This window comes from Caulobacter sp. CCH9-E1 (genome assembly GCF_001556515.1).
In the GTDB taxonomy this organism is placed as follows: Bacteria; Pseudomonadota; Alphaproteobacteria; order Caulobacterales; family Caulobacteraceae; genus Caulobacter.
Genome location: NZ_LSJA01000315.1, coordinates 21,350 through 47,425, shown reverse-complemented (window position 1 = coordinate 47,425; position 26,076 = coordinate 21,350). Strand labels below are relative to the sequence as shown.

Sequence of the window (26,076 nt, the reverse complement as noted above, 5' to 3'; positions counted from 1 at the left end):
CGCTCTTGCAACCCCTGGGTCCCGGATAGCCTCTGCGAGGCTTCCGGGATGACACCCGCTACTTAGCTGAAGGTTTGGCTCTAAAGCCGCCCCGTCGCCACCGCGAAGGTCAGCCGCGCCTTCTTCTCGAGCTCGCCCATCTCGCGACCCGAAACATAGGCCCGCGCCAGGGCCGCCGGCGCCACGGCGGGGAACGCCGTCACCGGCAGTCCCCTCACCTCTCCCCGCGCGGCCTTCAGTTGCGCCTCGACCCGCTGCTTGACGTCAGCCTGCGTCCAGCTTTCCGGCAGGCGCGAGCGGCCCGCCGACTTCAAGCGCCAGAGCCCCGCCAAGCCCCAGGCCCGCGCCGCGCCCTTGACGGCGTGCGGGTCGGCGCCGGGATCCAGCCGCCGCGCGGCCAGAACCGCCAAAGCGCCCGCCGTGCCGTCGACATAGGCCAGCACCGCCGCCTCGTCCTTCAGCGGGCCCTCGTCGAGGTCGGTGAAACGGGCGTCCGCCAGGGCGGCCAGGGCGTTGGGATCGAAGCCCGACGCGGCCAGGGCCTCGACATTGGGATGCTTGCGCGGCATCTTGCCGGCCGCGACCTCTTCCATCGCCTCGCGCCACCAGGTGATGCGGATCTCGCCCATCAGGGCGTTGGAGACGCCGCCGGCGACCCGGGCCAGCTCGTAGTTCAGGCCATACAGCGCGATCACGTCCGCCCGCGCGGCCGGATCGGCGATGAACCGGGTCGTCAGCCAGCGATCGGGATCGACGCGGCGGACGAGGTCGTCGAGGGTTTCGGTGTCGGCCATGAAGCTCAAAACGAAGAAGGCCCACCGGCGAATGCGCGGCGGGCCCTCCCCTTACAGCGTGTCGCGTCCGGCGTCAGCCAAACAGCGTCTGGTTCATCGCCATGGTCGCCAGCATCGGGATGCTGAGCAGGGTGTTGGTGCGCGAGAACAGCATGGCGGTCTTGGCGGCCTTGGCCTTGGCGTCCGCGTCGGCCTCGACCATGCCAAGGGCGATCTTCTGGTTCGGCCAGATGAAGACCCAGACATTGAAGAACATCACCGTGGCCAGCCACATGCCGGTGCCGATGAAGGTGAAGCCCATGTCCGCGCCAGGGGTGTAGCCGCCGGCCAGGCCCAGGCTGAAGGCTTCCAGCAGATAGCCGCGGCTATAGGCCAGGATGACGCCCATCACCCAGGTCGCCAGAGCGGCCCAGCGGAACCAGAACAGCGCCTCGGGCGCGATGTATTTGCTGACCGCCGGCTTCAGCTCGGCCGGGATTTGCGGCATCACGCGGATCTGCACGAAGTTGAAGTAGTAGAGCAGCCCGATCCACAGGATGCCGAACAGCACGTGCAGCCAGCGGTAGATGGCCTGGAAATAGACCAAGCCATGCCCCTGCGGGCTGTGGCCGTAGCCAATGACGATCACCAGCGCCAGCACGAAGCTGACGATGATGGTGTTGCGGAAGTTGGAAAGCAGTCCAGACATCGGTTTCCCCCTAGGATCCCTTTTGCTTGGGCGGGACCATAGGGGTGTTTTCGGAGTCGGGCAAAGCCGGCGTATCGCCGGTCTTCGAACGGCTTCAGACGGCGATCAGCGCCGCGGCCATCCGCCGGCCTTCGCTGGCCAGCACGTTGTAGGTCCGAGCCGCGGCCTCGGTGCTCATGAATTCGAGGCCGATTCCCGCGGCCTTCAGGGCGTCGCGCACGGGGCGCGGCGGCAAGGCGTTGGCGAGGCCCACGCCCAGCAGGACGAACTCCACGGCCCCGCCGGCGGCGAAGACCTCGGCGAACGACTCCGGGGTCAGGTCCGCCAAGGCGGTCGCGGCCCAGTCCTGCGGCTGATCATCGAGGATCAGCAGCGAGCCGGGCCGCCAGACGCCGGCGACCCGAAAGCCGCCGCCGCCCCAGGCGTCGATCGACGGCGGCTGACGCATCAGGGCCGCGAGGCCGCGCCGAACTTGACCGGCGTGGCTTCCTCGTCGTTGCGCTTCACGCCCCAGACCAGGATCAGCGGCAGGGCGATGTAGATCGACGAATAGGTGCCGATGATGATGCCGAACACCATGGTGAAGACCAGCGGGAACAGCACCGGTCCGCCGAACACCATCGTGCCGCCCAGGGCCAGCAGGGCCGTGGTGCCGGTGATGATCGTCCGCGACAGACGCTCATTCTCGGACAGGTCAATGATGTCGCGCAGAGGGGTCGTCTTGTACTTGCGCAGGTTCTCTTTCAGACGGTCGAAGGTGATGACCTTCTCGTTCATCGAATAGCCGATCACCGTCAGCAAAGCCGCGATCTCGGTCATCGAGAACTCGATCTTGACCACCGACAGCAGACCCAGGGTCAGGACGATGTCGTGGATCACGGCCACGACCGCGCCCGTGCCATAGGACAGGCCGAAGCGGAACCAGATGTAGCCCAGGGTCAGCAGCAGGGCGACGCCCAGAGCCTTGAAGCCGGACATCAGCAGTTCGCCCGAGACCTTGGCGCCCACTTCCGAGCGGCTGGTCACCTTCAGGTCGGGGAAGCGCTTCGCCAGTTCGCGCTCGACATGGGCCGAGGCGGCGCTGGGAGCCTCGCCCTTAGCCGGCAGGAACTTGACCATGGCCGAGTTCGGCTGGCTGGCGAAGCCCTGGACCTGGGCGTCATGGGCGCCGATCTGGTTCATGGCCGCGCGCAGGTCAGCCAGGGGCACGGGCCGCGACATGGCGATCTCCAGGGCGTTGCCGCCCTTGAAGTCGATGCCGAGGTTCAGGCCCTGCAGGAACAGCGAGGCGATCGCCCCGACCAGCAGGATGGCCGAGAACACGGCCGCGACGGGGGCCCAGCGCACGAAGCGGAACTTGGTGGCGCGGGGAATGTAGCGAATGAGGGGCCAACGCATTGGTCGGATCTCCTATGCGATCGGCAGCTTCTTCGGCTTGGCGGCCTTGAACCACCAGCCGATGAGCACTTGAGTGATGAAGATGGCGGTGAACAGCGACGTGAACACGCCGATCACCAAGGTCCAGGCGAAGCCCTTCACCGGGCCCGAGCCGAAGCTGAACATGATCAGGCCCGAGATCAGGCTGGTGATGTTGGCGTCCAGGATCGAGGTCAGGGCCAGCTTGTAGCCGTGGTCGGCCGCGGCCATGGGCGTTCGCCCGGCGTTGGCCTCGTCGCGCATGCGCTCGTAGATCAGAACGTTGGCGTCGACGGCGACGGCCAGGGTCAGGATCAGGCCGGCGATGCCGGGGAAGGTCAGGGTCGCCTGGGTCATCGACATGATGCCGACGATCAGGAGCACGTTGACCACCAGGGCGATGGCCGCGAAGCCGCCGAACAGGCCATAGGCCAGGATCACGAACACGAACATCGACACCGCGCCGATGGCCAGCGAGATCGAGCCGGCCTTGACGGCGTCGGCGCCGAGCTCGGCGGTCACGGTGCGCTGGTCCTCGACGTTCAGCGGCGCGGGCAGAGCGCCCGAGCGCAGCAGCAGCGACAGCTCGTTGGCGCTCTGGACGGTGAAGTTGCCGGTGATGATGCCGCTGCCGCCGGTGATGGGGCCGTTGATCACGGGCGCCGACAGGACCTTGTCATCCAGCACGATCGCGAACCGCTTGCCGACATTGCGCGCGGTCAGGTCGCCGAACTTGCGGCCGCCGGAGGCGTTGAAGGTCAGCGCCACGACCGGATTGCCGCTCTGCGGATCGAACTGCTGCTGGGCGTTGGTCAGCTCCTCACCCGAGACCAGGGCGCGCTTCTTGACCACGTAGTACGGCGAGTACTGATCGCCCGGCAGGACTTCCGAGCCCGGCGGGATGCGGCCGGCCTGGACGTCTTCCGGCGTCACCGTCTCGTCGACCATCTGGAAGGTCAGCTTGGCGGTCTTGCCGATGATGTCGCGAAGCTTGCCAGGATCGCTCTCGCCCGGGGCCTGGATCATGATCCGGTTTTCGCCCTGGCGGTTGATCGAGGGTTCCTTGGTGCCCAGGCTGTCGATCCGGCGGCGGATCGTCTCGATCGACTGGTCGACCGCCTTGACGGCGTCGGCCTTGATCGCTTCCGGCACGAAGCGGACCTCGATGCGGTTGTCGCCCTTGCCAGAAACCGAGACGTCCTTGCCGCCGATCACGCCGGCCAGCGGGGCGCCGAGGTTCTTGCGCAGAAGATTCAGGGCGTCGTTGTAGCGGGCCGCGTCGCCGATGCGGACGCTGATGATCTCGCCCTGCTGGTTCAGCTCGCCGAACGGGATCTGCTCGCTGCGCAGCTGGGTGCGGACGTCTTCCGTCAAGTTCGACAGCCGCTCGCGGTGCAGAGCGTCGGTGTCGACCTCATAGAGCAGATACGAGCCGCCCTGCAGGTCGAGACCGAGGTTCAGCTTCTTGTGCGGCAGGAAGCCGGGCAGCGCGTCCAACGTCTTCTGGGGAAGCACGTTGGGCAGGGAGAACAGAATCCCGAAGATCACCGACAGGGTGACGGCGATGATCTTCCAGCGGGAGAGAGTCAGCATGGATCAGAGACTTTTCAGGCGGCGCCGCTACGAACGCCTCGCGAAGGGTGGGGTTCGCCTTAGTTCTTGGCGTCGTTGGCCGCGGCCGGCTCGCCCTTGGCGCGGACTTCCGTGATCATGCCCTTGACGACCTTCACGGTCACGCCCTGGGCGATCTCGACGCCCACTTCCTTGTCTTCGACGCGCACGATCTTGCCCAGCACGCCCGAAGACAGGACGACGGTGTCGCCGCGCTTCAGGTTAGCGAGCATGTTCTGATGCTCCTTGGCGCGCTTCTGCTGAGGACGGATCAGCATGAAGTAAAATAGCACCACCATCAGGAGGATGGGGGCGAGCTGCAGGATCTGGGCGTTCAGGCTGTTCATGGAGACTCCAAAAAAAATCCGATGAGGCGCGCCGCCTTACATAGGGTCGCGCCAAGTCGGCGGAAGCTATGCGTTCGCCTTCCCTTTTGCAATGCGAGCCCGCGAGGGTATGGAAACGGTCATGACCGACGCGCTCCCCACGCCATTTGGGCCCCTGCTCGCCCGCATCGCCGACGCCCTCGAGCGCCTGGCGCCGCCGCCGCCGGCCGCGCCGGATTTCGCCGGCGCGCGGCTGTTCCGGCATGAGCCCGCGACGGGCGCCTTCACCCCCGCGCCGGACTATCCGCTGTCGCTGGACCTGCTGGTCGGGATCGATCGTCAGAAGGCGCGGTTCGTTGAGAATCTGCGCCGCTTCGCCGTCGGCCTGCCCAGCAACCACGTGCTGCTGTGGGGCGTGCGGGGCACGGGCAAGAGCTCGGTCACCAAGGCCGCCTTCATGGCCCTGGCCGAGGCCTATCCCGATCTGAAGCTGGTCGAGGTCGACCGCGACGAGGTCGCGGCGTTGCCGCCGCTCTTTGATCTGTTGCGAGCCCGTGCGGAGCGCTTCGTCGTGCTATGTGACGACCTCTCGTTCGAGGACGGCGCGGCCGCGGCCAAGGCCCTGAAGTCGGCGCTGGAGGGCGGCGTCTCGGGCCCGCCCGAGAACGTGCTGTTCGTGGCCACCTCGAACCGCCGCCACCTGATGCCCCGCGACCACGTCGAAAGCCAGGGCGCGATCGCCGCCGCCGAGAACGCCGAAGAGGAGATGAGCGTCTCCGACCGCTTCGGCCTATGGATCGGCTTCCCCCCGATGGACCAGGACACCTATCTGGGCGCGATCCACGCCTATGCCGAGCGCTTTGGCCTGTCGGCGCCCGACCTCGACCGTCGCGCCCTGCAATGGTCGACCCAGCGCGGCGGCCGCTCGGGCCGGGTGGCCTGGCAGTTCGTGCGCGATCTGGCCGGCGAGTTGGGCGTCAAGCTGCCCACATAGCAAAATCCTCTCCCCAGGGGAGAGGTGTCGGTGAAGCCGACGGAGAGGGAAGAAGCAGGCTCTCAGGCGCTTCCCCCTCCGGTCGCTTCGCGACCACCTCCCCCGCTAGGGGGAGGATTTTAAGGCTAGCGCGGCAGCAGCATCGCCGGGTCGACCGGCTTGGCCTTGTCCTTGACCGTCGGCGCGTAGCGCATCTCGAAGTGCAGCTGGGGCTCGTTGACCCCGCCCGTGGCGCCGACCGCGCCGATCTGGTCGCCCTGCTTGACCTGCTGGCGCATCTTCACGGTGGTGCTGGAGAGGTGGGCGTAGGCCGTGACCCAGCCGCCCGCGTGCTTGACCAGCACGAGGTTGCCGAAGGTCGGGACCTGGTTGCCGGCGTAGGCGATCTCGCCATCGGCGGCCGCGAGCACCGGCGTGCCCTGCGGCGCGCGGATATTCAGGCCGTCGTTGCGCTGGCCCGTGCCCTTGACGCCGAAGTCGGAGATGACCTCGCCGCGCAGGGGCCAGTCGAACTTGCCCTTGCCCGAGGCGATGATCTCGGCCTCGGTCGGGGCGGCGCTGCTCTCGATGATCGGACGCGAGGAGGCCGGCGGCGGTGTCACCGGCTGGGCGGCGACCGGGGCGCTGGGGCGCGGGTAGCTGGGGGTGTAGGGAACCGGAGCCGACGGCGTCGAGGGCGCGGGCGTCGGCGTCTCGACCCGGGTGTAGCTGTTCGAGGGCTCGGTGGCCGCGGGCCTGGAGACCGTGGTCGTGGTCTTCAGCGGCCCCTTGTCGCGGAAGCCGTCCGGCAGCCGAATCTTCTGGCCCTTCTTGATCGTCGCGGTGGCGCGCAGGCCGTTCTCGGCGGCCAGGGCCCTGGCGGTCACGCCAAAGCGCTTGCCGATCTCGGCCAGGGTGTCGCCGGACTGGGCGACATAGGCCTTCTGCTCGGTGGCCGGGCCCTTGATCTTCTGGCCCAGACGAAGGGTCTGCCCCTTCTTGATCTTGTTGTCCTCGGCCAGGTCGTTGACGCTGACGTCGAACTTCTTGGCGATCGACGTCAGGGTGTCGCCGGACTTGACGGTGTGGACCTGCCGCTTGCCGGCGACCTCGACCACCGCCCCGGTGACGCTGAGCGAAGTGGTGCTGACGGTCGTGGACTCGGCGGCGGGCTGGCGCGAGGGTTTGGGCGCGCTGGCGCGGGTCGGCGCGGGAGCCGGAGCGGCCTCTTCCTCGGCGACGGCTTCCGGCGCGGCGGTTCCCGGAACCACCGAGGTCGTCTTGAGCGGACCCTTGTCCTTGTAGCCGTCAGGCAGTTTCAGGCGCTGACCCTTCCTGATCGACGCGCCGGTCGACAGGTCGTTCTCCTCGGCCAGGGCCGCGGCGGTGACGTTGAAGCGCTTGGCGATCGCGAACATCGTATCGCCGGTCTGGACGACATAGGCCTTCTGCTCGCTGGACGGGCCGGAGATCTTCTGGCCCAGGCGCAGGGTCTGGCCCTTCTTGATGTCGTTGTCCTTGGCCAGATCGTTGACGTTGACGCCGAACTTCCTGGCGATCGAGGTCAAGGTGTCGCCCGACTTCACCACATGGACCTGGGCCTTGCCGTCGACGTCGACGACAGGACCGGTCACCGAGGTGGTCACGACGGTCTTGGGCGGAATGGCGCGCAGGGCGGCGCGGGCGGTCGGAGCGGGCGATGCCGGCGGCGGCAGTTCGGACTGGGTCACCGGGGCCAGGGGCTGCGACTTCACCGGCGCCGGAGCCGGAGCCGCGGCCACCATCGGCGCGGTCGCCACGGCGTCGCTCTCGGCGCCGGACTCGGGCGCGGCGGCCATGGGCGCGGCTTGCGGCGCCGAAGACGGCGGCTGGGTGATGGGGAAGTTCGGCGTCGGCATCCGCGTCGCGGGGGCTGGGGCCTGGCCCTCGCGCGTCGCGTACTGCGGGTTGGTCGCGCAGGCGGAGAGCGTTCCAGCCGTCAGGGCGATCACCGCCGCTTGCGTCCACAACTGCCTCATGACGTCTCCTTTCCCGTCGGGCCTTCACAAGGCGCCGCCAGGGTGAATCAAGTCTTAACACCAAGGCCGCCGGACAACCGCCGACGCCCCAAACTCACTGGTCCTTGGCGACGCCAGCCAGCAGCGGCACGAACCGCACGTCGCAAAGGATTTCGACCCGGAAGCCCCCCTTGCCGTCGCCGGCGTAGCGACGAAGGCTCTGGACTGGCCCCTTCCCCACTGGCGCGACCAGCACGCCGTTGGGCTTCAGCTGCGAAAGCAGCCGCTTAGGGTCATCTTCGGCCGCAGCCGTGACCATAATGCGGTCGAATGGCGCCTGTTCGGCCCATCCTTCGCCGCCATCGCCGAACTTGGTGATCACGTTGGTCAGGCCAAGCTTCTGGAAGCGGCCCTCGGCCTCTTTCATCAGGGTCCGGTAGCGCTCGATCGTGTAGACGAGGCGAGAGACCTTGCTGAGGATCGTGGTCTGGTAGCCCGAGCCGGTGCCGATCTCCAAGACGCGAGAGCGCGGCTCCACGGTCAACGCCTGGGTCATCAGGCCGACGATGAACGGCTGGCTGATCGTCTGACCACAGGCGATTGGCAGGGCCGAGTCCTCCCATGAGCGGTCCTTGAACAGGTCCGGCGTGAAGAGGTCGCGAGGCGTGGTCTCGATGGCCTTCAGCACCTGGGGATCGGTGACCCCCTGGTCGCGCAAGGCCTGCATCAGGCGCGGCAGGTCGGCCTTGGCGTTTTCGGCGGCCTTGGTCGTCCGTCCGCTCATTCCGCCACCTTGAGCTTCGGCGGCGCGCCGCCCAGCACGCTCTTCAGCTTGTAGACGGTCTCATGGTGCGTCAGGTCGATGTGCAGCGGGGTGACAGAGATGCGGCCGTCATAGACGGCGCGCAGGTCGGTGCCCTCGGCCGGGCTCGAAGCCTTGGCCGTGAACCCCATCCAGTAGTAGTCGCGCCCGCGCGGGTCGGTGCGCTTTTCCATGTGGCGCAGATGGCCGTCGCGGAAGCCCTGGCGGGTCACCTCGACCGTCGTGACCTGCTCGGGCGGCACGGCCGGGAAGTTGACGTTCATGATCACGTCCGACGGCCAGCCCACCTCCAGCAAGCGCTGGATGATCCCCGGACCGAAGGCCTCGGCCGTCTCCCAGTGGGCGACGATCTCGTCGTGGAAATAGGTCATCGATTGGGACAGGGCGATCGACGGGATCCCCAGGGCCATGCCCTCGATCGCGCCGGCGACCGTGCCCGACAGGGTGACGTCCTCTGCGATGTTCTGGCCGCGATTGACGCCCGACAGCACCAGGTCGGGCTTGGCGCCCTCGACCAGCTCCTGCACGCCCATCATCACGCAGTCGGTCGGCGTGCCCTCGACGGCGAAGCGGCGCGGATCGAGGCGGCGGACGCGCAGCGGGTCCGCCAGCGTCAGGGCGCGGCTGGCGCCCGACTGCTCGTACTCGGGCGCGCAGATCCAGACGTCGTCGCTCAGCGCCCGCGCGATCGTCTCAAGCGCCGTCAGGCCCGGCGCGTGGATGCCGTCGTCGTTGGTGAGGAGGATGCGCATCAGAGCTTTCCTCCTCCCCCGCAGGCGGGGGAGGTGTCGCGATGCGAAGCAGCGTGACGGAGGGGGCGCAAAGCGGCCGACAGCGCCCCCTCCACCGCTTCGCGGTCCCCCTCCCCCGTTTCACGGGGAAGGATGAAGGTTGCGGCGCCGATCACGCCGCGCCCCCGATGTGCGTGACGCCGTCCATATAGGGTTGCAGGGCCGCCGGGATGTGGATGCAGCCGCCCTCGTCCTGGTAGTTCTCGAGCACAGCGACCAGGGTGCGGCCGACGGCCAAGCCCGAGCCGTTCAGGGTATGGACGAAGTGGCCGCCCTTCTCGCCGGTCTTGCGGTAGCGGGCCTCCATGCGGCGGGCCTGGAAGTCGCCGCAGTTCGAGCACGAGCTGATCTCGCGGTACATGTCCTGCGACGGCAGCCAGACCTCGAGGTCGTAGGTCTTGCGCGCGCCAAAGCCCATGTCGCCGGTGCACAGCAGCATGGTGCGGAACGGCAGCTCCAGCTTCTTCAGCACCGTTTCGGCGCATTCGACCATACGCTGGTGCTCGGCCTCCGACTGGTCGGGCGTGGTGATCGAGACCAGCTCGACCTTGTAGAACTGGTGCTGGCGGATCATGCCGCGCGTGTCGCGACCGGCCGAACCCGCCTCGGCGCGGAACGACGGCGTCAGGGCCGTCAGGCGCATCGGCAACTCTTCCTCGGCGACGAGTTGCTCGCGGACGATGTTGGTCAGCGAGACCTCGGCGGTCGGGATCAGCCAGCGTTCGTCGGTGGTGTGGAAAAGGTCGTCGGCGAACTTCGGCAATTGCCCCGTGCCATACAGCGCCTCGTCGCGAACCAGCAGTGGCGGGCTGACCTCCGTATAGCCGTGCTCGACCGTCTGCAGGTCCAGCATGAACTGGCCGATCGCGCGCTCCAGGCGGGCGATCTCCTTCTTCAGCACCACGAAGCGCGCGCCGCTCATGCGGGCGGCGGCTTCGAAGTCCATGCCGCCGAGGGCCGCGCCCAGGTCGACGTGGTCCTTGGGCTTGTTCAGCTTGCCGGCCGGCAGCTTGGCCGCGTCGCCCCAGCGGCGCTGCTCGACATTGCCCGCCTCGTCCTCGCCGACCGGAACCTCCGGCGCGGGGATGTTCGGCAAGGACGCCAGCAGGTCCTTCAGCTTGCCGCCGACCAGTTCCTGCTCCTCGGCGGCGGTCGCCATGACACCCTTCAGCGTCTCGACCTCGGCCATCAGGCGCTGGGCCTCTGCCTCATCCTTCTTGGCCTTGGCCATGCCGATCAGCTTGGAGCTCTCGTTGCGCTTGGCCTGGGCCTCTTGCAGCGTCGTCTGGGCGGCGCGCAGCTGGGCGTCGAGCTTCACGGCCTCGGCGGCCGCGCCTGAACGCCCCTTGGCCGACCAGTGGCGGTCGAAGGCTTCGGGATTGTCGCGGATGGCCTTGATGTCGTGCATCGAACGCAAGCTCGGAAGAGGCGGTGGGAAACGCCCTCTCTAAGGCGCGTCGGCGGGGGCGCCAAGCGCCGCGACGCCCCTATGGGCTCAAGACGAGGCGCTCTCCAAAAGCGGGAGGGTTTCAAGAGGTGCGACCTCACGTCGCACCTAATTCCTACCTGTTAATAGGAATTAGGCCTCCTTCAACACCCGGACTTAATCGCGATCGCCGAAAAGCCGCGCCCAATTCAGTACGCGTTTTTGACCTTTACGGCCCTCCCCGGCCTTCTCGATCATTCAGAGGATTTTTGAACCATGAAGACCTTCGCCGCTCTCGCCGCGCTCGCCATCGCCGCCGCCGTCGCCGCTCCGGCCTGCGCCGCCACCAACGAAATCCGCGTCTCGATCGCGAACAAGAACTCGGTTCAGATCGAAAACGAAATCAAGGCCGCCGCCGCCACCGTCTGCGCCACGACCTCGCAAGCCTACGCCGATGACTGCGTCGATGGCGCCGTGATGAGCGCTCACCGTCAACTGGCCTCGATCCTGCGCGCTCGCGAAGCCGGCAAGACCCAAGTCGCTCAAAGCGTCTCGGTCGTCCGCATCTCGCTGAAGGGCAAGAGCCAGGACCAAGTCCACGCCGAAATCCGCACCGCCGCTCAGACGGTGTGCAAGGCCCAGCCGAACTTCAGCGTCGTGAGCTACCAAGCCTGCGTGACCGACACGGTCCGCGCGGCCAAGGCCCAGCTGCAAGCCCGCGTCGGCGCTTCGGCCTAAGACTTTCGGTTTCTTTTAGTTGCGCGTTTGAAGAGGCCCTGGGGTTTAACCCTGGGGCCTTTTCCGTTCGCCCCTCCCCTTGATGGGGGAAGGAAGCGATTTCAGACTTCGGCTTTTTCGGCCTCTTCGTCTTCCCGCTTACGACGTCGCTCGATCAGCCACACGCACCAGATCGAGACCTCGTAGAGCAGGCACAGCGGCACCGCCAAGGTGATCTGGCTGATCGGATCCGGCGGGGTGACGATGGCCGCCAGGACGAAGACGGCGACGATCGCATAGCGGCGGCCCGTCCGCAGCATCTTGGAGTCGATCAGGCCGGCCAGCCCGCCCAGCGACAGAACGACGGGAAGTTGGAAGCTGAGGCCGAAGGCCAGCAGCAGGGTCGTGACCAGCGTCAGATATTCCGACACCCGCGTCTGCAGCACGACCTTCACGCCGTCGCCGACGATCTGCTGGCTCAGCGAGAACCACAGCACGAACGGCAGCATCACGTAGTAGACCAGCGACGCGCCGATCAGGAACAGGATCGGCGAAGCGATCAGGAACGGCAGGAACGCGTTGCGCTCCTTCTTGTAGAGGCCGGGCGCGACAAAGCGATAGAGCTGCCAGGCGATGATCGGGAACGCCAGGATGATGGCCCCGAACGCCGACAGCTTGATATTGGTGAAAAACTGTTCCAGCGGCGCGGTGGCCTGCAGGGTGATCCCTGCCATGGCGCTGGCCGGCACGGTCTTGAGACCGACCAGCGCCAGCAGCAGGTCGAACGAGCCGTGTTGGCCGCCCGCGTCCTCCATGGCCTTCAGGCCTTCGGCCACGGTGAACGGGCGCACCAGGAACAGGAAGATCGGCTTCACGAACGCGAAGCAGACGCCGAACGCCACGGCGATCGCCGCGACGCAAATGATCAGCCGCGTGCGCAGCTCGATCAGGTGATCCAGCAGAGGCGCGCGCGAGGCCTCGATCTCGTCTTCGTGGTCGTATCCGATGGCTTTGTCGTTCACGAGACGATGTCCGAAGCTTTGGAGCCACGAGCCTTGGCCGAGCGCTTGCGCGGCGTCTCGGCGGCCTTAGGAACCTCGACGGTGATGTCCTTCTTGGCGGCCTTGCGTTTGCGCGGAGCCTTCGCCGGCTCAACGATCGCGGGCTCCGCGGCCGTCTTCTTGCGGGAGGCGCGCTTGGGCTTCTCGACGGTCTCGGCGGCCGGCGGCGGCAAGATGGAGGGTTCGGCGGCCGGCGTCGGATTGTGGATCTCGCCGCCGGCATAGGGATGCATCTGGGTCGCGCCGCTGTTCAACGAGGCGTCGATCTCGGCGAAAACCTGATCGGCGCCGCTTTCGCGGACCGCGTCGGCCGCCGCCTGCACGGGACTGGAGTACTGGCCCGAGCGCATCGCCTGGACCTCGCGGCGCAGCTCGTCCAGCTCGGACTGACGCGCCATCTCGTCGAAACTGGCCCGGAATTCCGAGGCCATGCCGCGCATCCTGCCGACGAACTGGCCAAGCTTGCGCAGCAGCGCGGGCAGGTCCTTGGGACCGACCACGATCAGGGCGACGGCGGCGATGACGAGAAGTTCTGTGCCGCCGATATCAGGAAGCATGGACGCGCCTTAGAGCGGCGGGGCCTCAAGACCCCCCGGGAAGAGTGGACCAAAACGCGCGGAGACCGTCCCCGCGCGCCTCAAACCTTACGACTTGCGAAGCTCTTCCGCCTCGGCCTCGGTGCGCGGCAGCGCGCCCTTGGCCTTGTTATCGGCGACTTCGCTGCTGGTGTCGTCCTTCAGGCCATCCTTGAACGCCCGGATGCCCTTGGCCGCGTCGCCCATGATGCCCGACAGCTTGCCGCGGCCGCCGAACAGCAGCAGCACCACGATGGCGACGATGATCCAGTGGATAGGACCGAAGCTTCCCATAACCTAGACTCCTTGCGACAGCGCCAGATAGCCGCTGCGACGCGTCGTTACAACATGCCCTGGAATATAGGCGCTCGCGGGGCCGCCGACCATCGCTCGCCCCGAAGCGTCGTTTCGGACATGACTGGGCAGGTTCTGCTGGGCCAACTTGACCGCCCAAACCGACTCCGCGGCAATGCCGCGCTACCCAAGCTTTTGAAAAGCCTGGCGTCTTCGCCGTGGCGCGTTTCTTGCCAAGATGTCGCACCCCTTGCGTTTGGGAGCACATCACATGTCGATTTCCTCGGTCGGTTACTCGTCGCCCTACGCCTATGCCGGCGTCTCCGCATCCACGTCCGCGTCTTCGTCCATCGGCGAACCGTCGGCCAAGGACGAATTCCTGAAGTTCCAGTCCAAGTCGCCCGCCGAGAAGATGCGGGCGATGATCCTGGCCAAGCTCGGCGTCACCGAGGAACAGGTGAAGGCGATGTCCACGGAAGATCGCAAGAAGATCGAGGACAAGATCCAGGACATGATCAAGCAGCAGGTCCAGAACGACATCGGCAAGAAGGGCCAGACGGGCCTGGTCGCCGACATCCTGGCCTAGACAGGCGCCTCAGCCGTCCGCCTTTTCCGGTTCGCCCAGGAAGTCCTGGGCGAACTCCGGCGTCTCGCCGTCGTCCAGTTCCAGCGGATCCTCCTCGTCGCCGGCCGCGCGCAAGCCCAGCGGATCCGGTACGTTGAACCCCGGCGGCAGGTTCATCTCCAGAAGGCCCGCGGCCTTCATCTCGGCGATTCCCGGCAGGTCGGCCAGCGAGGCGAGACCATAGTGCTCCAGGAACGCGTCGGTGGTGCCGAAGGTCACCGGGCGGCCGGGCGTGCGGCGACGTCCCCGCATCCGGATCAGGCCCAGCTCCAAGAGCACGTCCAGCGTGCCCCGGCTGGCCTGGACGCCCCGCACAGCCTCGATCTCGGCCCGCGTGACCGGCTGGTGATAGGCGACGATGGCCAAGGTTTCCTGGGCGGCCTTGGAAAGCCGGCGCGGCTCTTCGCGCTCCTCCGTCATCAGGAAGGCCAGATCATGGGCCGTCTGGTACCGCCAGCGCCCGGCCACCTCGACCAGTTCGATCCCCCTGCCCGCGTAGCGCGCGCGCAGGCTGGCGATCCCGGCGGCGATGTCCGCGCCTTCCGGCAGGCGCTTGGCCAGGTCGACGTCGCTCAGCGGCTCGGCCGCCGCGAACAGCAGGGCCTCGATGCAGCGCTCGACGAAGAGAGGATCCAGCTCGGTGGTCATGCCTCCCCCATAGCCGATTTCCCCGGCGAATGCCGGGGCCCAGATTCACACTGGGCGGTCTGGTATGACGCGGAAAACGCCTCGCCTTCTCGCGGGACGGCCGTGGGCTCGATCTGGGCCCCGGCATTCGCCGGGGAGGTCGGAGTCATGGGCGAGTTCACGCGTCCGCCTCCAGCGGCTCGGCCCGCGCGCGCAAGTAGATGTCCTTGAAATGCTCAAGCTGGCGCGCCTCCAGCACGCCTTCCTTGACCAGCTCCAGCGAGGCCGAAAGCGTCGAGGCCAGGTACGAGGCGGGCGTGGGCCCATCGTCGTCCTCCAGCGCCTGCTCGATCGGGGCGACCGACGACAGGACCGTCCAGTCCTCCATCTTCGGCAACAGGCCGCGCAGGCGATCGCGGGCGTCTTCCAGCGGATAGGCGGTCGGCGGGCGCGGGGCGTAGTGGCGGCTGTGCTCGCGCTTGCGCTGCTCGATATAGGCGCTCATCAGCCCGTAGAGGTCGCCTTCCAGCCGCGTCGAGGAGACGATCTTCACCGCCTCAGGGTCGCCGCGCATGAAGACGTCCTGGCCCAGGATAGGCCGCTCCTTCAGGGCCTCGACGGCCTTGCGCATGACGTCCAGCTTGGCCAGGCGGAAGGCCAGTTGGGCCGCCATCTCCTCGGCCGGCGGCTCCTCGGCCTTCGGCTGCTCGGGCTTGGGCAGCAGCAGGCGGGACTTGAGGTAGGCCAGCCAGGCGGCCATCACGAGATAGTCGGCCGCCAGGGCGAAGCGCACGCGGCGGGCTTGCTGAACAAAGGCCAGATACTGCTCGGCTAGGCGCGTGATCGACAGCTGCAGCAGATCGACCTTCTGGTTACGGGCCAGCGCCAGCAGCACGTGCAGCGGGCCTTCGTAGCCGTCGATGTCGATGACCAGCGCGGCGCCGTCTTCGGCCGCCTCGTTGGCGGCCTCGAAGTCGAATGTGGGCTGAAAGCCCGTGCTCAAGCGTACTTTCCGTCAAACGCCGCGTCGAAGCGGGCCCGGGCCTCGGCGACGTCGAGGGGCTCGGGAACCTTGACCAGGCGGTTCATGACCGCCTGGGCCCGCCGGCGGGCCTCCTTGGACATCTTGCCGACTCCCGACATCACGGCCTTCATCTCGGCCATGTCGCCATTGCAGTGCAGGACGACGTCGCAGCCAGCCGACAGGCTGTCCTTGGCGCGCTGCTTGAAGTCTCCCGACAGCGCCTTCATCGACAGGTCGTCGCTCATCAGAAGTCCGTCGAAGCCCATGGAGTCGCGGATGATCTTCTTGATCACCTTCTTCGAGGTGGTCGCGGGGTTCTTACGGTCGATGGCCGTGTAGACGACGTGGGCCGTCATCGCCATCGGCATGTCGGACAGCACCCGGAACGGCGCGAAGTCGCGGGCGTCCAGCTCGTCCAGCTTGGCCTTGACGACCGGCAGCTCCAGGTGGCTGTCGGCCATTGCGCGGCCGTGGCCGGGGATGTGCTTGATGATCGGCAGGACGCCGCCGGCCAGCAGCCCTTCGGCCGCCGCGCGGCCCAGGGTCGCCACCTGCTCGGGCGTGTCGCCATAGGCGCGGTCGCCGATGATCTCATGGCCTTGCGGGTCGGGCACGTCCAAGACCGGCACGCAGTCGACGTTGATGCCGAGGGCATGCAGGTCGTGGGCGATCAGTCGCGCGCCAAGACGGGTGACTTCACGCGCGACCAGCGGATCGTTGGCGACCAGCTCGCCATAGGCGCGGCCGGGCGGATAGGTCCGCCAGTGCGGCGGCTGCAGGCGGGCGACGCGGCCGCCCTCCTGGTCGATCAGGATCGGCGCGTCGGGCCGCCCCACCGTCTCGCGCAGGGCGGCCGTCAAGGCGCGCACCTGGTTCGGGTCGGCGATGTTGCGCTTGAACAGGATGAAGCCCCAGGGCTTCACGTCCCTGAAGAAAGCGGCCTCCTCAGCCGTCAGCGTGGTCCCGGCGCAGCCGAGAATGGCGGCGGAAGAGGCGCCCATCAGCAGGCTCATTTGACGAAGCAGGACTTGCCCGAGGCGGAGATCGCCTCGCAGAAGGCCTTGGCGGCTTCGCGGTTCGGGAAGCCGGTGACCGAGGTGCGGTAGAGGGTGGCGCCGTTCTTGTCGATGGCCTCGACCTTCTTGCCCTTGCCAGCGGCGAGGCCGGGGGCCAGACGCACGGCGTCGGTCCAGGCCTTGTCGGCCAGGGCCGGCGAGGACAGCGCGCCGATCTGCACCGAGGCGGGACCCGTCGCGGTCGCGGCGGGCTTGGGCGCGGCGGCGACGGGCTTCGGCGCGGGGGTGGCGGCCGCGACCTGGACAGGCTTCGGCGCGGGCTTGGGCGCCACGGCGTCGGTCGCCAGCGACTCGATGGTCGGCGCGGCGGCGGCGGGCTTGGCCGGCGGCAGGGCGGCGGTCTGCACCGGCGCGGTCGGCAGCGGAACGGCCGGACGCGGCTGCGGCGTCTCGGGCGGCGCGGCGAAGGTCGCCGAGGGCTGGGCATCCTCGCTGTGATAGATCTGCAGGCCGGCGGCCGGGTCCTGCGGCTGGCTGTTGGCCGGCGGCGGAGCCTTCATCTCAGCGACCTGCGTCCCGACCGCGGGCGGCGGGGCATTCGGGTCGCGGATGCCGCCGCGATAGACCAGGGCCACGCCGACCACCAGGGTGACCAGCACCACCGCGCTGATGATCAGGGTCATGGGCAGCGGGCGCGCGCCGCGCACGGGCTGACGCGCGTCGAACGACAGAGGCGCGTCGGTGGGCGGCGTATAGGCCCCGCGGTGCGGATCGGACATCTTAGGCTAAGCTCCAAAAACTCGGGGCGCGGATCGAAGGCCTCGAATCGGACGCGCCGGCCTTTAGGTTACCCCAAGCCCGCGCCGTCCCAGAAGCATTCGCGCCGCGTGAATGCGGATGAGGCGAACTCGCCCAGCCGCTCCGCCCCGAAGCTCAGGAAGCCTAGTTCCAGACGTCGAGATGAAACAGCTTGCGGTGCTCTTCTATCGCGAAACGGTCGGTCATGCCCGCGATGTAGTCGCACACCACGCGCGCCCTGCCCGCTTCGTCGCGGTTCTGCGACTTGGCGAACCAGTAGGTCGGGAGGACCTCCGGCTCCTTGAGGAATAGCGCGAACATTTCGCCGAGAATACGGCGGGCCTGACTGCGCGTGCGATTGACGCGCCAGTGGCGGTACATGCGCTCGTAGAGGAACGAGCGCAGGCGGGCCAGGTCCTCGGCCATGTCCGGCGAGAAGGCGACCAGGGCGTGGTCCAGGGCCCGCACGTCGTCGGCCGATTGGACGCCGCTGGCGGCGGCGCGCTGCAGGGTCTCGCCCATCACGTCGTCGACCATCGCCCCGATCATGCGGCGCACGGCTTCCAGGTGGGTGAGGCGCGGGTCGAGGTCGGGCCGCTCGCTTTTCACCGCGAACAGGATCGGGCCGATCAGCGGCACGTCCATCAGCTCGTCCAGGGTGAAGAGACCGGCGGTCACGCCGTCGTCCACGTCGTGGTTGTTGTAGGCGATGTCGTCGGCCAGGGCCGCCACCTGGGCCTCGGCCGAGGCCCAGCTGTCCAGGCCCAGCTCGTATTCGTTGTCGTACTTGGAGATCGCCTTCCAGGACGGCTTGCCCAGCTTATTGGTCACCGGGCCGTTGTGCTTGATGATCCCTTCCAGGGTCTCCCAGGTCAGGTTCAAACCCAGAAAGTCCGGATAGCGATGCTCCAGCTCGGTCACGACCCGGAACGTCTGGACGTTGTGGTCGAAACCGCCGTAGTCGCGCATCTGGATCTCAAGCTCGTCCTCGCCGGCATGGCCGAACGGCGGGTGGCCCAGGTCGTGGCCCAGGGCGATGGTCTCGGCCAGATCGCTGTCGAGGCCCAGGGCCGTCGCCAGCGAGCGCGCCACCTGCGCCACTTCCAGCGAGTGGGTCAGGCGGGTGCGAAAGTTGTCGCCCTCGTGCGCCACGAAGACCTGGGTCTTCTCCTTCAGGCGGCGGAAGGCCGAGGTATGGATGATGCGGTCGCGATCGCGGGCGAACGGGGTCCGGGTGCGGCTCTCGTCTTCCTTGAAGCGACGGCCCTTCGACTTGAACGGATCTTCGGCGTACGGCGCGCGCGGGACGAAGTACGGGACCTGAGACATAAACCGCCTTTATCGCGTTGGTCGATTTGGCCCCTTCCGAAGAGGCCGCGACACCCTCATATAGGGCGAAGGTGACTTTTCCACAGCCATGACCCAAACAGACTTAACGCTTTCCGAAAACGCCGCTCGTCGGATCAAGGCCATTGGCGAGAGCGAAGGCCGCCCGCTGATGCTGCGCATCGCGGTGGACGGTGGCGGCTGCTCGGGCTTCCAGTACCGCTTCGACCTAGTCGACACCGCCGAGGAAGACGATCTGAAGGTCGAGCGCGACGGGGCCGCGGCCCTGGTGGACGTGGTGTCCCTGGCCTTGCTGAAGGGCTCGGAGATCGACTTCGTCGACGAACTGGCCGGCGCGGAGTTCCGGGTGCGCAACCCCAACGCAAAGTCCAGCTGCGGCTGCGGCGTCAGCTTCTCGATCTAAGCTCGGCGAGCTCCAGGGTTCACAGCTCATAACTCCTGTCATCCCGGAAGCCTCGCAGAGGCTATCCGGGACCCAGGGAGTGCTTCGCTTCGGCCGGGATGACACGGGCAACAACCTCGGTTGATCGGGTCTGAATCAAACGCCAAGCAGCGCTTGAGCCGCTCCGCCTGGGGCCCTAGCTTCCGGACTCAAGTCTGGAGCTCTCGATGCGCATCGCCACCTGGAACGTCAATTCGGTCAACGCCCGCCTGGAGCGCGTTCTGGGCTGGTTCGAGGCCGAGGCGCCCGACGTCGCGGTGCTGCAGGAGATCAAGTGCGTCGACGAGAAGTTCCCGTCCGAGGCCTTCGAACGCCTGGGCTACAACGTCGTCGTCCACGGCCAGAAGACCTATAACGGCGTCGCCCTGCTCTCGAAGTTCCCGGTCGAGGACGTCCGCAAGGGCCTGCCGTTCCTGTCAGAGGACGAGGTGGATGAGCAGGCCCGCTATGTCGAGGCGGTGATCGGCGCGCCGACGCCCTTCCGCGTCGCCGGCATCTACCTGCCCAACGGCAATCCGATCGGAACCGAGAAGTTCGACTACAAGCTGGCCTGGATGCGCCGCTTGCACGCCCACGCCCAAGGCCTGCTGGCCTTCGAGGAGCCGCTGGTCATCGCCGGCGACTACAATGTCATCCCCGAGGCCCAGGACGTCGCCAATCCCGACGCCTGGCTGGGCGACGCCTTGTTCCGCCCCGAAAGCCGCGCCGCCTTCCGCGCCTTGAAGAACCTGGGCCTGTCCGACGCCTACATGCAGGCCGACGGCGCGCCGGGCGGCTACACCTTCTGGGACTATCAGGCCGGCGCCTGGCAGCGGAACCTGGGGATCCGCATCGATCACCTGCTGCTTTCGCCGCAAGCGGCCGACCGCCTCGAAAACGTGGTCATCCACCGCGACGAGCGCGACAAGGAAAAGCCGTCAGACCACGTGCCGGTCGTCGGCCACTTCCGGATCTGATGCGAGTTTCCGCCCCTTTGGCCGCCCCTCTGGGCGGGAATCGCAAGCGCCGCTAGTCTGGCGCGCATGAGCGAACTCGCGCGTCTTTTGCTGTTCGTGGCCATCGCCGGCACGGCGGTGACGTTCATGGGTAGCTTCGCCATCTGGTACGGCGACGAGGACCGGCGGATCCGCCGGGCCCTGCGCAATGTGCTCAAGAGCGAGCCCGAGGGCGTGATCGTCGCGCGCGGACGCGGCCGTGGCGCGGGCTTCTCCTTCTCGACCAATCTTCTGGCTGTGACCTGGGACCGCGGCGGCTGGTGCCTGGTCTATCGCCTGGACGAGCTGACCGGCGCCGAACTACTGGTCGACAACCATGTGATGGGCCGGGTCTTCCGGGGCGAAGGCCGCCGCGCCATCGACCACATGTCGCCCCAGGCCGACACCGTCACCCTGCGCCTCGTCTTCGACGACCCGCGCCATCCGGACTTCACGCTCGAGCTTTGGGCGCCGGGCGACGAGCAGCGCCGCGAAAGCCGCTCGGCCGGCGAGCTGGTGCAGGAAGCCAACCGCTGGCTGGCCCGTTGCGAGGCCATCGTCCGTCGGCCGCTGCCGCCGCGTCCGGACAAGGCCGCGCCCGTCGCGGTCACGGCGCCGCCGCCACAGCCCGAGCCAGCTCGGACGGCGCCGCCGCCCGCCCTTGACGCTTTCGAGGAGGAGGAGGCGGACGAAGAGATGTTCGCCGCAGCGGAGCCCGCTGCCGCCCCGCCGACGCCCTCGCCATCGGCGCGGCACTCCTCGTTCGATCAGGTGGCGCGCCCGGCGCCGGCGCGCGCCCGATCGGACGAGCCGGACATGTTCGACGATCCCCCCTGGGACGACGATGAAGATTTGCCGGAGCCATCTCCGCCGCCGCCAGAACCCGTCTACAAGCCGGTCTCCAAGGCGCGTCGCGAGACCCCCAGCGACCAGAACGAGCTGCCGTTCGACCTGGACGACTAGCCGTCCACCGCCTGCTCCACCGCGAGCGCCAGGTCGAGCGCCCTGGCCGCTTCTTGCCCCGTCACCACGGGTCTAGGCGCCTCGCCGCGCACGGCGGCGAGAAAGCCGGCCACCGACAGGCCGAGGGGGTCCTTGCCGGCCGGCGTCTCGGTGAAGTTCTCGATCAGCGGATAGGGCGTCGTGTTGCGGAAGGCGCGGGTCAGGAAGTCGATCTCGACCTCGCCCGACGGATAGACGACCTTCATGGTCCGCTCGCGCGCCTCGGCCACGCGGGAGCTGTCGAACACGGCGGTGAAGCCGTTGTCGAAGGTCGCCTCGGCCTTGACCCAGTCCAGAGAGGTCGAACGGGTGATCGCCCCCTCGCCTTCCACCGCCACCGGCTCGCCGTCGCAGAGCGCCAGGGCCAGATCGATGTCGTGGATCATCAGGTCCAGCACGACCGAGACGTCGAGGTTGCGGTCAGAGGGCGTGCCGCGACGCACCGCCTCCAGGCGCAGCGGCTGTTCGGGGATATCCAGCAGGCCCATCGCCTGGAACACCACGCGTTCCTGGTGACCGCAGGCCAGCGGCACGCCGGCCTTGGCGGCGGCGACGACCATCTTGTCGGCGTCCTCGGGCGTCACGGCCAGCGGCTTCTCCGAATAGACCGGCTTGCCCGCCTTCAGCGCCGCGAGCGCCGCCCCGGCGTGGTGCACCGCCGGCGTCGCCACGGTGACCACGTCGACGGCGGCCAGGAAGGCGTCCATGTCGTCGAAGGCCTTGGCGCCCAGCGGCCCGGCCAGCGCTTCGGCCCGCGCGAGGTCGACGTCGAACACGGCCGCCAGCGTCACATCCGGCAACTCCGCGTACTTCTTGGCGTGGTAGCCGCCGAACACCCCGGCGCCGACGACGCCCGCTTTCAGAGTCTGGGTCATGGCGCGCTGTCTACTCTGCTTCGCGACCGCATAGAAGCACTGGAGCCTTCCCTAAGGACGCGATAAACATTCGTTTAAATTCACAACACTTGGCCCTGCCAAGGGAGGGAAGATCATGACCACGTCGCGCGAAATCCGACTGAAGAGCCGTCCCGTCGGCCTGCCCAAGGCCTCGGACTTCGAACTGGCCACGGTCGAGCTGCCCGCGCCGGGCCCTGACGAAATCCAGGTCCGGAACCTGTGGATGTCGGTCGACCCCTATATGCGGGGCCGGATGTACGACCGTCCCAGCTATGTGCCGCCGTTCCAGCTGGGCCACGCCCTGCAAGGCGGCGCGATCGGCGAGGTCATCGCGTCCAATGATCCCGACTTCAAGCCGGGCGACATCGTCAATTCGATGTTCGGCTGGCGCGAGGCCTATAACGCCTCGCCCAAGGCGCTGGCGGCCGGCGGCCTGGGCGCCATCACCAAGATTGAGACCCACGGCATTCCGCCCCAGGCCTTCCTGGGCGTGGTCGGCATGCCCGGCCTGACGGCCTATGTCGGCCTGCTGCGCATCGCGGCGCTGAAGGAAGGCGACGTCGTCTTCGTGTCGGCCGCGGCCGGCGCGGTCGGCTCGGTCGTCTGTCAGATCGCCAAGCTGAAGGGCCACACCGTGATCGGCTCGGCCGGCGGGCCGGAGAAGGTCGCGTTCCTGAAGTCGATCGGCGTCGATCACGTGATCGACTACAAGGCCACGCCCGACGTAGTGGCCGAGCTGGCCAAGGTCGCGCCCAAGGGCATCGACGTCTATTTCGAGAACGTCGGCGGCGTGCACCTGGAGGCGGCGATCAACTCGGCCCGTCCGTTCGCCCGTTTCGCCCTGTGCGGGATGATCTCGCAGTACAACGAGACCGCTAAGCCCGAGGGGCCGTCGAACATCATCCTGGCCGTCGGCAAGAGCCTGCGCCTGGAGGGCTTCATCGTCTCCAACCACGCCGACATGTTCCCGCAGTTCGCCAAGGACATGGCCGAGTGGATCAAGGCCGGCAAAATCACCTGGAAGGAGACCGTCGAGGAAGGCGTGGAGCGCGCGCCCGACGCCTTCCTGAAGCTGTTCTCGGGCGAGAACCTTGGCAAGATGCTGGTGAAGCTGAGCTAAGGCCCTAGTCGCGGGGCTCGAGCTTCGACACCTCGAGCCCCGTTGGCGCCTTCTTGAACTGGAACTTCACCCGCGCGCCGGGGGTGATCGGCGCCTCGGCCAGCACGTCCGCATAGACCTTGAATTGGTCGCGACCAGGATTCAGCCCCGCCGCGCTCGCGCCGTCGTGATCGAGCGTGAGAATCTGACCATCCAGGCTGGCGATAACGCCTTGAGCGTCATAGGCCGGCAGCGCCTCGGTCGATGGTACGGCCTCAACCGCCGCGGGTTTCGCGGGCGAGGTCTCGGACCGATCGCCGCAGGCCGCAAGCGCCAGAACGCCGGCCAAAACCAAGAAACGCCAGCAATTCATCATCTTAGCCAATTTCCCCTAGAAGGCGAGCATCGCTCGCGCGGCGCGCGGTCAGTGTATTTTCTCGCAACTGCGAAATCGGCGTGATTTCTGGTAGCGAATTTGTGATCAAGGTTTTACTGTGTGCGTCGTTGGCGCTTCTCCACGCCGACCCTCGTCGTCATGAATCCCTCAAGCGCACACCCGGTTCCCTAGCGGACCCGCGAGGTCGCTGAAAGAGCTCAGACGGCGAAACGCGCGGAGAGAGCCCGGTTCGCCGGAAAAAGTCCGAGATCTGACGATATGAGCGATCGTTCCGCCCTCTTCGACGTGCGCACCTCCACGAGCGTGTCCCTCGATCAGGTCGTGCAGCGGCGGGACACCGTCGAGATCCCCACCGAGGCGCCGCTGGCCATGCCGGTCCAGCCGCTGGGCTTCTGGCAAGGCGGTCCGCGCCGCGCCGCCGCGCTGGTCGCCAGCATGTCGATGCGCCGCTGGATCATCGCGCTCTCGACCATCGTCATGGGCTGCGCCGGCTGGAAGGCCACCTTCGACACCATCGCCCTGGGCGGCGTGACCCGTCTCGAGGCCATCGTCCTGACCCTGCTGGCGCCGCTGTTCCTGGCCCTGTCGCTGTGGTTCTGCACGGCCGTGGCCGGCTTTGTCATCCTGCTGGGCAAGCCCAAGGATCCGCTGGGCATCGACACCGAAAAGCCGATGCCGAAGCTGCACACGCGCACCGCCATCCTGATGCCAGTGCACAACGAGGACGCCGCCGCCGTCTTCGCCCGCCTGCGCGCCATGGACGCCTCGCTGGCCGAGACCGGCATGAGCCGGCACTTCGACATCTTCGTGCTCAGCGACACCCGCGACGCCCAGGTGGCGCTGGCCGAGCAGGCCTGCTTCGCCCGCTTCCGCCGCGAGGCGCACAGCAACGTCTACTACCGCGTCCGCAAGGAAAACACGGGCCGCAAGGCCGGCAATATCGCCGACTGGGTCAGCCGCTGGGGCGGCGCCTACGAGCACATGCTGGTCCTGGACGCCGACAGCCTGATGACCGGCGAGGCGATGGTGCGCCTGGCCGACGCCATGGAGCGTCACCCGGGCGCCGGCCTGATCCAGACCATGCCGATGATCATCAACGGCCAGACGATCTTCGCCCGCACCCTGCAGTTCGCCACGCGCCTGTACGGCCGCGTCGCCTGGACCGGCCTGGCCTGGTGGTCGGGCACGGAGAGCTCCTTCTGGGGCCACAACGCCATCGTCCGCACCCGCGCCTTCGCCGAGACCTGCGGCCTGCCGCACCTGGCCGGTCCCAAGCCTTTCGGCGGCGAGGTGATGAGCCACGACGCCCTGGAAAGCGCCCTGCTGCGCCGCGGCGGCTGGAGCGTGCACCTGGCCCCGTACCTGGAGGGCTCCTACGAGGAGAGCCCCTCGAACCTGCTCGACTTCGCCACCCGCGATCGTCGCTGGTGCCGAGGCAACATCCAGCACATGCCGCTGGTCGGCCTGCCGGGCCTGCACTGGATGAGCCGCCTGCACCTGGTGATCGGCGTGCTGAGCTACGCCCTGTCGCCGCTGTGGTTCATCGCCCTGACGGCCGGTATCACCTCGCGCGCCCTGATGCCCGAGCTGAAGAAGGCGGCCTTCACCATGGCCGACCTGCAAGCCGCCGCGCACGCCCTGATCGACTGGCGCGAGATCCAGGCCACCGCCTGGGCCATGATCATCACCTTCGTGCTGCTGTTCGGCCCCAAGATCCTGGGCGCGATCCTCGTCCTGAACCGCAAGGCCGAGGTCAAGGGCTTTGGCGGCAAGCGCCGCATCGCCGCCGGCCTGGCGATCGAGATGCTATTGTCGGCGCTCGTCGCGCCGATGCTGATGTTCACCCAGACCCGCGCCATCGTCGAAATCCTGGCCGGCAAGGTCGGCGGCTGGGCCACCCAGCGCCGCGACGCGGACAAGGTCAGCTTCAAGGAGGCCTCGGCCGCCATGGGCTGGATCAGCGTCACGGGCGTCGTCCTGGCGAGTGTCTTCTGGTTCACGCCTGACCTCTTCACCTCGACCGCGCCGATCCTGATGGGCCTCGTCCTGGCCGTGCCGCTGACCATGCTGGGCGCCCACAAGGCGGCTGGGCTGAAGCTGAAGACCAACGGCCTGTTCATGACCCCGGAGGAGCGCCGTCCGCCGGCCATCGTCCGCGCGGCCCTGGGCCCGTCGTGCGAGCCGCCGATCCGCTGGTTCGCCCGCAACGGCCGTCCGATCGGCCCGACCGCCAAGATCCGCGACGCGGCCTGATATCCGCGCGTCAAGCGCTTTGATGATCTGGCCGCGCGGCTCCCGGAAGAGTAGAAGCGCCACTTCGTTTCTCTTTCGGAGCCG

28 protein-coding genes and 1 pseudogene are annotated in these 26,076 nt (G+C 67.7%); 8 read left to right on the top strand and 21 right to left on the bottom strand.

Annotated elements, in window-relative coordinates; translation table 11 throughout:
- Positions 1 to 80: 80 nt before the first annotated feature.
- The 6 genes from AX690_RS17855 to yajC all read right to left on the bottom strand — a co-directional run bounded on the left by AX690_RS17855 (position 81) and on the right by yajC (position 4,856).
- Positions 81 to 794: a squalene/phytoene synthase family protein gene (locus AX690_RS17855; protein ID WP_066683134.1), complete on the bottom strand. Its 714-nt coding sequence runs from the start codon at positions 792 to 794 to the stop codon at positions 81 to 83.
- A gap of 73 nt (positions 795 to 867) precedes the next feature.
- On the bottom strand, positions 868 to 1,482 hold the full coding sequence (locus AX690_RS17850) for a urate hydroxylase PuuD (protein ID WP_066683125.1): 615 nt from the start codon (positions 1,480 to 1,482) through the stop codon (positions 868 to 870).
- Positions 1,483 to 1,576: 94 nt separating this feature from the next.
- A complete protein-coding gene (locus AX690_RS17845) occupies positions 1,577 to 1,930 on the bottom strand; it encodes an Mth938-like domain-containing protein (RefSeq protein ID WP_066683124.1) in 354 nt (117 codons plus the stop codon).
- Positions 1,930 to 2,880 carry a protein translocase subunit SecF gene (gene secF / locus AX690_RS17840; RefSeq protein WP_066683123.1) on the bottom strand — a complete coding sequence of 317 codons (951 nt, stop codon included), beginning with the start codon at positions 2,878 to 2,880 and terminating at the stop codon, positions 1,930 to 1,932. Before secF ends, AX690_RS17845 begins: the two co-directional genes overlap by 1 nt.
- Positions 2,881 to 2,892: 12 nt before the next feature.
- Positions 2,893 to 4,491: a protein translocase subunit SecD gene (secD, locus tag AX690_RS17835; RefSeq protein WP_066683122.1), complete on the bottom strand. Its 1,599-nt coding sequence runs from the start codon at positions 4,489 to 4,491 to the stop codon at positions 2,893 to 2,895.
- A gap of 59 nt (positions 4,492 to 4,550) precedes the next feature.
- On the bottom strand, positions 4,551 to 4,856 hold the full coding sequence (gene yajC, locus AX690_RS17830) for a preprotein translocase subunit YajC (RefSeq protein ID WP_066683121.1): 306 nt from the start codon (positions 4,854 to 4,856) through the stop codon (positions 4,551 to 4,553).
- A gap of 121 nt (positions 4,857 to 4,977) precedes the next feature.
- On the opposite strand from yajC, the gene AX690_RS17825 reads away from it, so the two are divergent.
- The gene (locus AX690_RS17825) at positions 4,978 to 5,829 is read left to right on the top strand and encodes an ATP-binding protein (RefSeq protein WP_066683133.1); all 852 of its coding nucleotides are present in this window, start codon (positions 4,978 to 4,980) and stop codon (positions 5,827 to 5,829) included.
- A gap of 125 nt (positions 5,830 to 5,954) precedes the next feature.
- Here AX690_RS17825 and AX690_RS17820 read toward each other — a convergent pair whose 3' ends face one another.
- From AX690_RS17820 to serS, 5 genes and pseudogenes are all read right to left on the bottom strand, one after another.
- A complete protein-coding gene (locus AX690_RS17820; RefSeq protein WP_066683120.1) occupies positions 5,955 to 7,826 on the bottom strand; it encodes a LysM peptidoglycan-binding domain-containing protein in 1,872 nt (623 codons plus the stop codon).
- Positions 7,827 to 7,920: 94 nt separating this feature from the next.
- Positions 7,921 to 8,589, bottom strand: a complete 669-nt coding sequence (locus tag AX690_RS17815; RefSeq protein ID WP_066683119.1) for a protein-L-isoaspartate(D-aspartate) O-methyltransferase — start codon at positions 8,587 to 8,589, stop codon at positions 7,921 to 7,923.
- Positions 8,586 to 9,380 (bottom strand): 5'/3'-nucleotidase SurE, encoded by a 795-nt coding sequence (gene surE, locus AX690_RS17810; protein WP_066683118.1) that lies wholly within the window; start codon positions 9,378 to 9,380, stop codon positions 8,586 to 8,588. Before surE ends, AX690_RS17815 begins: the two co-directional genes overlap by 4 nt.
- A gap of 15 nt (positions 9,381 to 9,395) precedes the next feature.
- Positions 9,396 to 9,514 (bottom strand): annotated as a pseudogene (locus AX690_RS23430) (hypothetical protein); the annotation flags it as partial.
- Between the two features lie 17 nt (positions 9,515 to 9,531).
- Positions 9,532 to 10,827: a serine--tRNA ligase gene (serS, locus tag AX690_RS17805; RefSeq protein ID WP_066683117.1), complete on the bottom strand. Its 1,296-nt coding sequence runs from the start codon at positions 10,825 to 10,827 to the stop codon at positions 9,532 to 9,534.
- Between the two features lie 294 nt (positions 10,828 to 11,121).
- Between serS and AX690_RS23030 the strand changes: the two genes are divergently transcribed.
- Positions 11,122 to 11,583: a hypothetical protein gene (locus AX690_RS23030; protein ID WP_066683116.1), complete on the top strand. Its 462-nt coding sequence runs from the start codon at positions 11,122 to 11,124 to the stop codon at positions 11,581 to 11,583.
- 101 nt (positions 11,584 to 11,684) lie between these two features.
- Here AX690_RS23030 and tatC read toward each other — a convergent pair whose 3' ends face one another.
- The 3 genes from tatC to tatA all read right to left on the bottom strand — a co-directional run bounded on the left by tatC (position 11,685) and on the right by tatA (position 13,492).
- On the bottom strand, positions 11,685 to 12,584 hold the full coding sequence (gene tatC / locus AX690_RS17795; RefSeq protein ID WP_066683115.1) for a twin-arginine translocase subunit TatC: 900 nt from the start codon (positions 12,582 to 12,584) through the stop codon (positions 11,685 to 11,687).
- Entirely contained in the window at positions 12,581 to 13,180 is a 600-nt protein-coding gene (gene tatB / locus AX690_RS17790; RefSeq protein WP_066683114.1) for a Sec-independent protein translocase protein TatB, read from the bottom strand. The genes tatC and tatB overlap by 4 nt, the downstream gene beginning before the upstream one ends.
- An 87-nt stretch (positions 13,181 to 13,267) precedes the next feature.
- Positions 13,268 to 13,492: a twin-arginine translocase TatA/TatE family subunit gene (tatA, locus tag AX690_RS17785; protein ID WP_066683113.1), complete on the bottom strand. Its 225-nt coding sequence runs from the start codon at positions 13,490 to 13,492 to the stop codon at positions 13,268 to 13,270.
- 271 nt (positions 13,493 to 13,763) lie between these two features.
- Between tatA and AX690_RS17780 the strand changes: the two genes are divergently transcribed.
- Positions 13,764 to 14,078 carry a hypothetical protein gene (locus tag AX690_RS17780; protein ID WP_066683112.1) on the top strand — a complete coding sequence of 105 codons (315 nt, stop codon included), beginning with the start codon at positions 13,764 to 13,766 and terminating at the stop codon, positions 14,076 to 14,078.
- Positions 14,079 to 14,087: 9 nt separating this feature from the next.
- On the opposite strand, the gene scpB is transcribed toward AX690_RS17780, so the two are convergent.
- From scpB to AX690_RS17755, 5 genes are all read right to left on the bottom strand, one after another.
- Complete coding sequence (scpB, locus tag AX690_RS17775; protein WP_066683111.1) at positions 14,088 to 14,765, bottom strand: SMC-Scp complex subunit ScpB; 678 nt, start codon at positions 14,763 to 14,765, stop codon at positions 14,088 to 14,090.
- Between the two features lie 157 nt (positions 14,766 to 14,922).
- On the bottom strand, positions 14,923 to 15,747 hold the full coding sequence (locus tag AX690_RS17770; protein ID WP_066683110.1) for a ScpA family protein: 825 nt from the start codon (positions 15,745 to 15,747) through the stop codon (positions 14,923 to 14,925).
- Complete coding sequence (nagZ, locus tag AX690_RS17765) at positions 15,744 to 16,781, bottom strand: beta-N-acetylhexosaminidase (RefSeq protein WP_197426900.1); 1,038 nt, start codon at positions 16,779 to 16,781, stop codon at positions 15,744 to 15,746. Before nagZ ends, AX690_RS17770 begins: the two co-directional genes overlap by 4 nt.
- Positions 16,778 to 17,563 (bottom strand): SPOR domain-containing protein, encoded by a 786-nt coding sequence (locus tag AX690_RS17760; RefSeq protein ID WP_066683109.1) that lies wholly within the window; start codon positions 17,561 to 17,563, stop codon positions 16,778 to 16,780. Before AX690_RS17760 ends, nagZ begins: the two co-directional genes overlap by 4 nt.
- A 163-nt stretch (positions 17,564 to 17,726) precedes the next feature.
- Positions 17,727 to 18,911, bottom strand: a complete 1,185-nt coding sequence (locus AX690_RS17755; protein WP_066683108.1) for a deoxyguanosinetriphosphate triphosphohydrolase — start codon at positions 18,909 to 18,911, stop codon at positions 17,727 to 17,729.
- An 88-nt stretch (positions 18,912 to 18,999) separates the two neighbouring features.
- Here AX690_RS17755 and erpA point away from each other — a divergent pair, with 88 nt between their 5' ends.
- The 3 genes from erpA (at position 19,000) to AX690_RS17740 (ending at position 21,308) form a co-directional block, all read left to right on the top strand.
- The gene (gene erpA / locus AX690_RS17750) at positions 19,000 to 19,332 is read left to right on the top strand and encodes an iron-sulfur cluster insertion protein ErpA (protein ID WP_066683107.1); all 333 of its coding nucleotides are present in this window, start codon (positions 19,000 to 19,002) and stop codon (positions 19,330 to 19,332) included.
- Between the two features lie 206 nt (positions 19,333 to 19,538).
- Entirely contained in the window at positions 19,539 to 20,327 is a 789-nt protein-coding gene (xth, locus tag AX690_RS17745; RefSeq protein ID WP_066683106.1) for an exodeoxyribonuclease III, read from the top strand.
- Positions 20,328 to 20,393: 66 nt separating this feature from the next.
- Entirely contained in the window at positions 20,394 to 21,308 is a 915-nt protein-coding gene (locus AX690_RS17740) for a hypothetical protein (protein WP_066683105.1), read from the top strand.
- Here AX690_RS17740 and AX690_RS17735 read toward each other — a convergent pair.
- Positions 21,305 to 22,222 carry a Gfo/Idh/MocA family protein gene (locus AX690_RS17735; RefSeq protein WP_066683104.1) on the bottom strand — a complete coding sequence of 306 codons (918 nt, stop codon included), beginning with the start codon at positions 22,220 to 22,222 and terminating at the stop codon, positions 21,305 to 21,307. The two genes, AX690_RS17740 and AX690_RS17735, sit on opposite strands and share 4 nt — an antisense overlap.
- A 115-nt stretch (positions 22,223 to 22,337) precedes the next feature.
- On the opposite strand from AX690_RS17735, the gene AX690_RS17730 reads away from it, so the two are divergent.
- Positions 22,338 to 23,363 (top strand): NADP-dependent oxidoreductase, encoded by a 1,026-nt coding sequence (locus tag AX690_RS17730; RefSeq protein ID WP_066683103.1) that lies wholly within the window; start codon positions 22,338 to 22,340, stop codon positions 23,361 to 23,363.
- Between the two features lie 4 nt (positions 23,364 to 23,367).
- Here AX690_RS17730 and AX690_RS17725 read toward each other — a convergent pair whose 3' ends face one another.
- Positions 23,368 to 23,697 (bottom strand): copper-binding protein, encoded by a 330-nt coding sequence (locus AX690_RS17725; RefSeq protein ID WP_231732233.1) that lies wholly within the window; start codon positions 23,695 to 23,697, stop codon positions 23,368 to 23,370.
- A gap of 300 nt (positions 23,698 to 23,997) precedes the next feature.
- Here AX690_RS17725 and mdoH point away from each other — a divergent pair, with 300 nt between their 5' ends.
- Positions 23,998 to 25,992 (top strand): glucans biosynthesis glucosyltransferase MdoH, encoded by a 1,995-nt coding sequence (gene mdoH / locus AX690_RS17720; protein WP_066683101.1) that lies wholly within the window; start codon positions 23,998 to 24,000, stop codon positions 25,990 to 25,992.
- Positions 25,993 to 26,076 lie beyond the last annotated feature (84 nt).

Bases quoted from the DNA above. Each gene is read 5' to 3' on its own strand.
- AX690_RS17855 (WP_066683134.1), bottom strand. From the start codon at position 794: ATGGCCGACACCGAAACCCTCGACGACCTCGTCCGCCGCGTCGATCCC.
- AX690_RS17850 (WP_066683125.1), bottom strand. From the start codon at position 1,482: ATGTCTGGACTGCTTTCCAACTTCCGCAACACCATCATCGTCAGCTTC.
- AX690_RS17845 (WP_066683124.1), bottom strand. From the start codon at position 1,930: ATGCGTCAGCCGCCGTCGATCGACGCCTGGGGCGGCGGCGGCTTTCGG.
- secF (WP_066683123.1), bottom strand. From the start codon at position 2,880: ATGCGTTGGCCCCTCATTCGCTACATTCCCCGCGCCACCAAGTTCCGC.
- secD (WP_066683122.1), bottom strand. From the start codon at position 4,491: ATGCTGACTCTCTCCCGCTGGAAGATCATCGCCGTCACCCTGTCGGTG.
- yajC (WP_066683121.1), bottom strand. From the start codon at position 4,856: ATGAACAGCCTGAACGCCCAGATCCTGCAGCTCGCCCCCATCCTCCTG.
- AX690_RS17825 (WP_066683133.1), top strand. From the start codon at position 4,978: ATGACCGACGCGCTCCCCACGCCATTTGGGCCCCTGCTCGCCCGCATC.
- AX690_RS17820 (WP_066683120.1), bottom strand. From the start codon at position 7,826: ATGAGGCAGTTGTGGACGCAAGCGGCGGTGATCGCCCTGACGGCTGGA.
- AX690_RS17815 (WP_066683119.1), bottom strand. From the start codon at position 8,589: ATGAGCGGACGGACGACCAAGGCCGCCGAAAACGCCAAGGCCGACCTG.
- surE (WP_066683118.1), bottom strand. From the start codon at position 9,380: ATGCGCATCCTCCTCACCAACGACGACGGCATCCACGCGCCGGGCCTG.
- serS (WP_066683117.1), bottom strand. From the start codon at position 10,827: ATGCACGACATCAAGGCCATCCGCGACAATCCCGAAGCCTTCGACCGC.
- AX690_RS23030 (WP_066683116.1), top strand. From the start codon at position 11,122: ATGAAGACCTTCGCCGCTCTCGCCGCGCTCGCCATCGCCGCCGCCGTC.
- tatB (WP_066683114.1), bottom strand. From the start codon at position 13,180: ATGCTTCCTGATATCGGCGGCACAGAACTTCTCGTCATCGCCGCCGTC.
- tatA (WP_066683113.1), bottom strand. From the start codon at position 13,492: ATGGGAAGCTTCGGTCCTATCCACTGGATCATCGTCGCCATCGTGGTG.
- AX690_RS17780 (WP_066683112.1), top strand. From the start codon at position 13,764: ATGTCGATTTCCTCGGTCGGTTACTCGTCGCCCTACGCCTATGCCGGC.
- scpB (WP_066683111.1), bottom strand. From the start codon at position 14,765: ATGACCACCGAGCTGGATCCTCTCTTCGTCGAGCGCTGCATCGAGGCC.
- nagZ (WP_197426900.1), bottom strand. From the start codon at position 16,781: ATGAGCCTGCTGATGGGCGCCTCTTCCGCCGCCATTCTCGGCTGCGCC.
- AX690_RS17760 (WP_066683109.1), bottom strand. From the start codon at position 17,563: ATGTCCGATCCGCACCGCGGGGCCTATACGCCGCCCACCGACGCGCCT.
- AX690_RS17755 (WP_066683108.1), bottom strand. From the start codon at position 18,911: ATGTCTCAGGTCCCGTACTTCGTCCCGCGCGCGCCGTACGCCGAAGAT.
- erpA (WP_066683107.1), top strand. From the start codon at position 19,000: ATGACCCAAACAGACTTAACGCTTTCCGAAAACGCCGCTCGTCGGATC.
- xth (WP_066683106.1), top strand. From the start codon at position 19,539: ATGCGCATCGCCACCTGGAACGTCAATTCGGTCAACGCCCGCCTGGAG.
- AX690_RS17740 (WP_066683105.1), top strand. From the start codon at position 20,394: ATGAGCGAACTCGCGCGTCTTTTGCTGTTCGTGGCCATCGCCGGCACG.
- AX690_RS17735 (WP_066683104.1), bottom strand. From the start codon at position 22,222: ATGACCCAGACTCTGAAAGCGGGCGTCGTCGGCGCCGGGGTGTTCGGC.
- AX690_RS17730 (WP_066683103.1), top strand. From the start codon at position 22,338: ATGACCACGTCGCGCGAAATCCGACTGAAGAGCCGTCCCGTCGGCCTG.
- mdoH (WP_066683101.1), top strand. From the start codon at position 23,998: ATGAGCGATCGTTCCGCCCTCTTCGACGTGCGCACCTCCACGAGCGTG.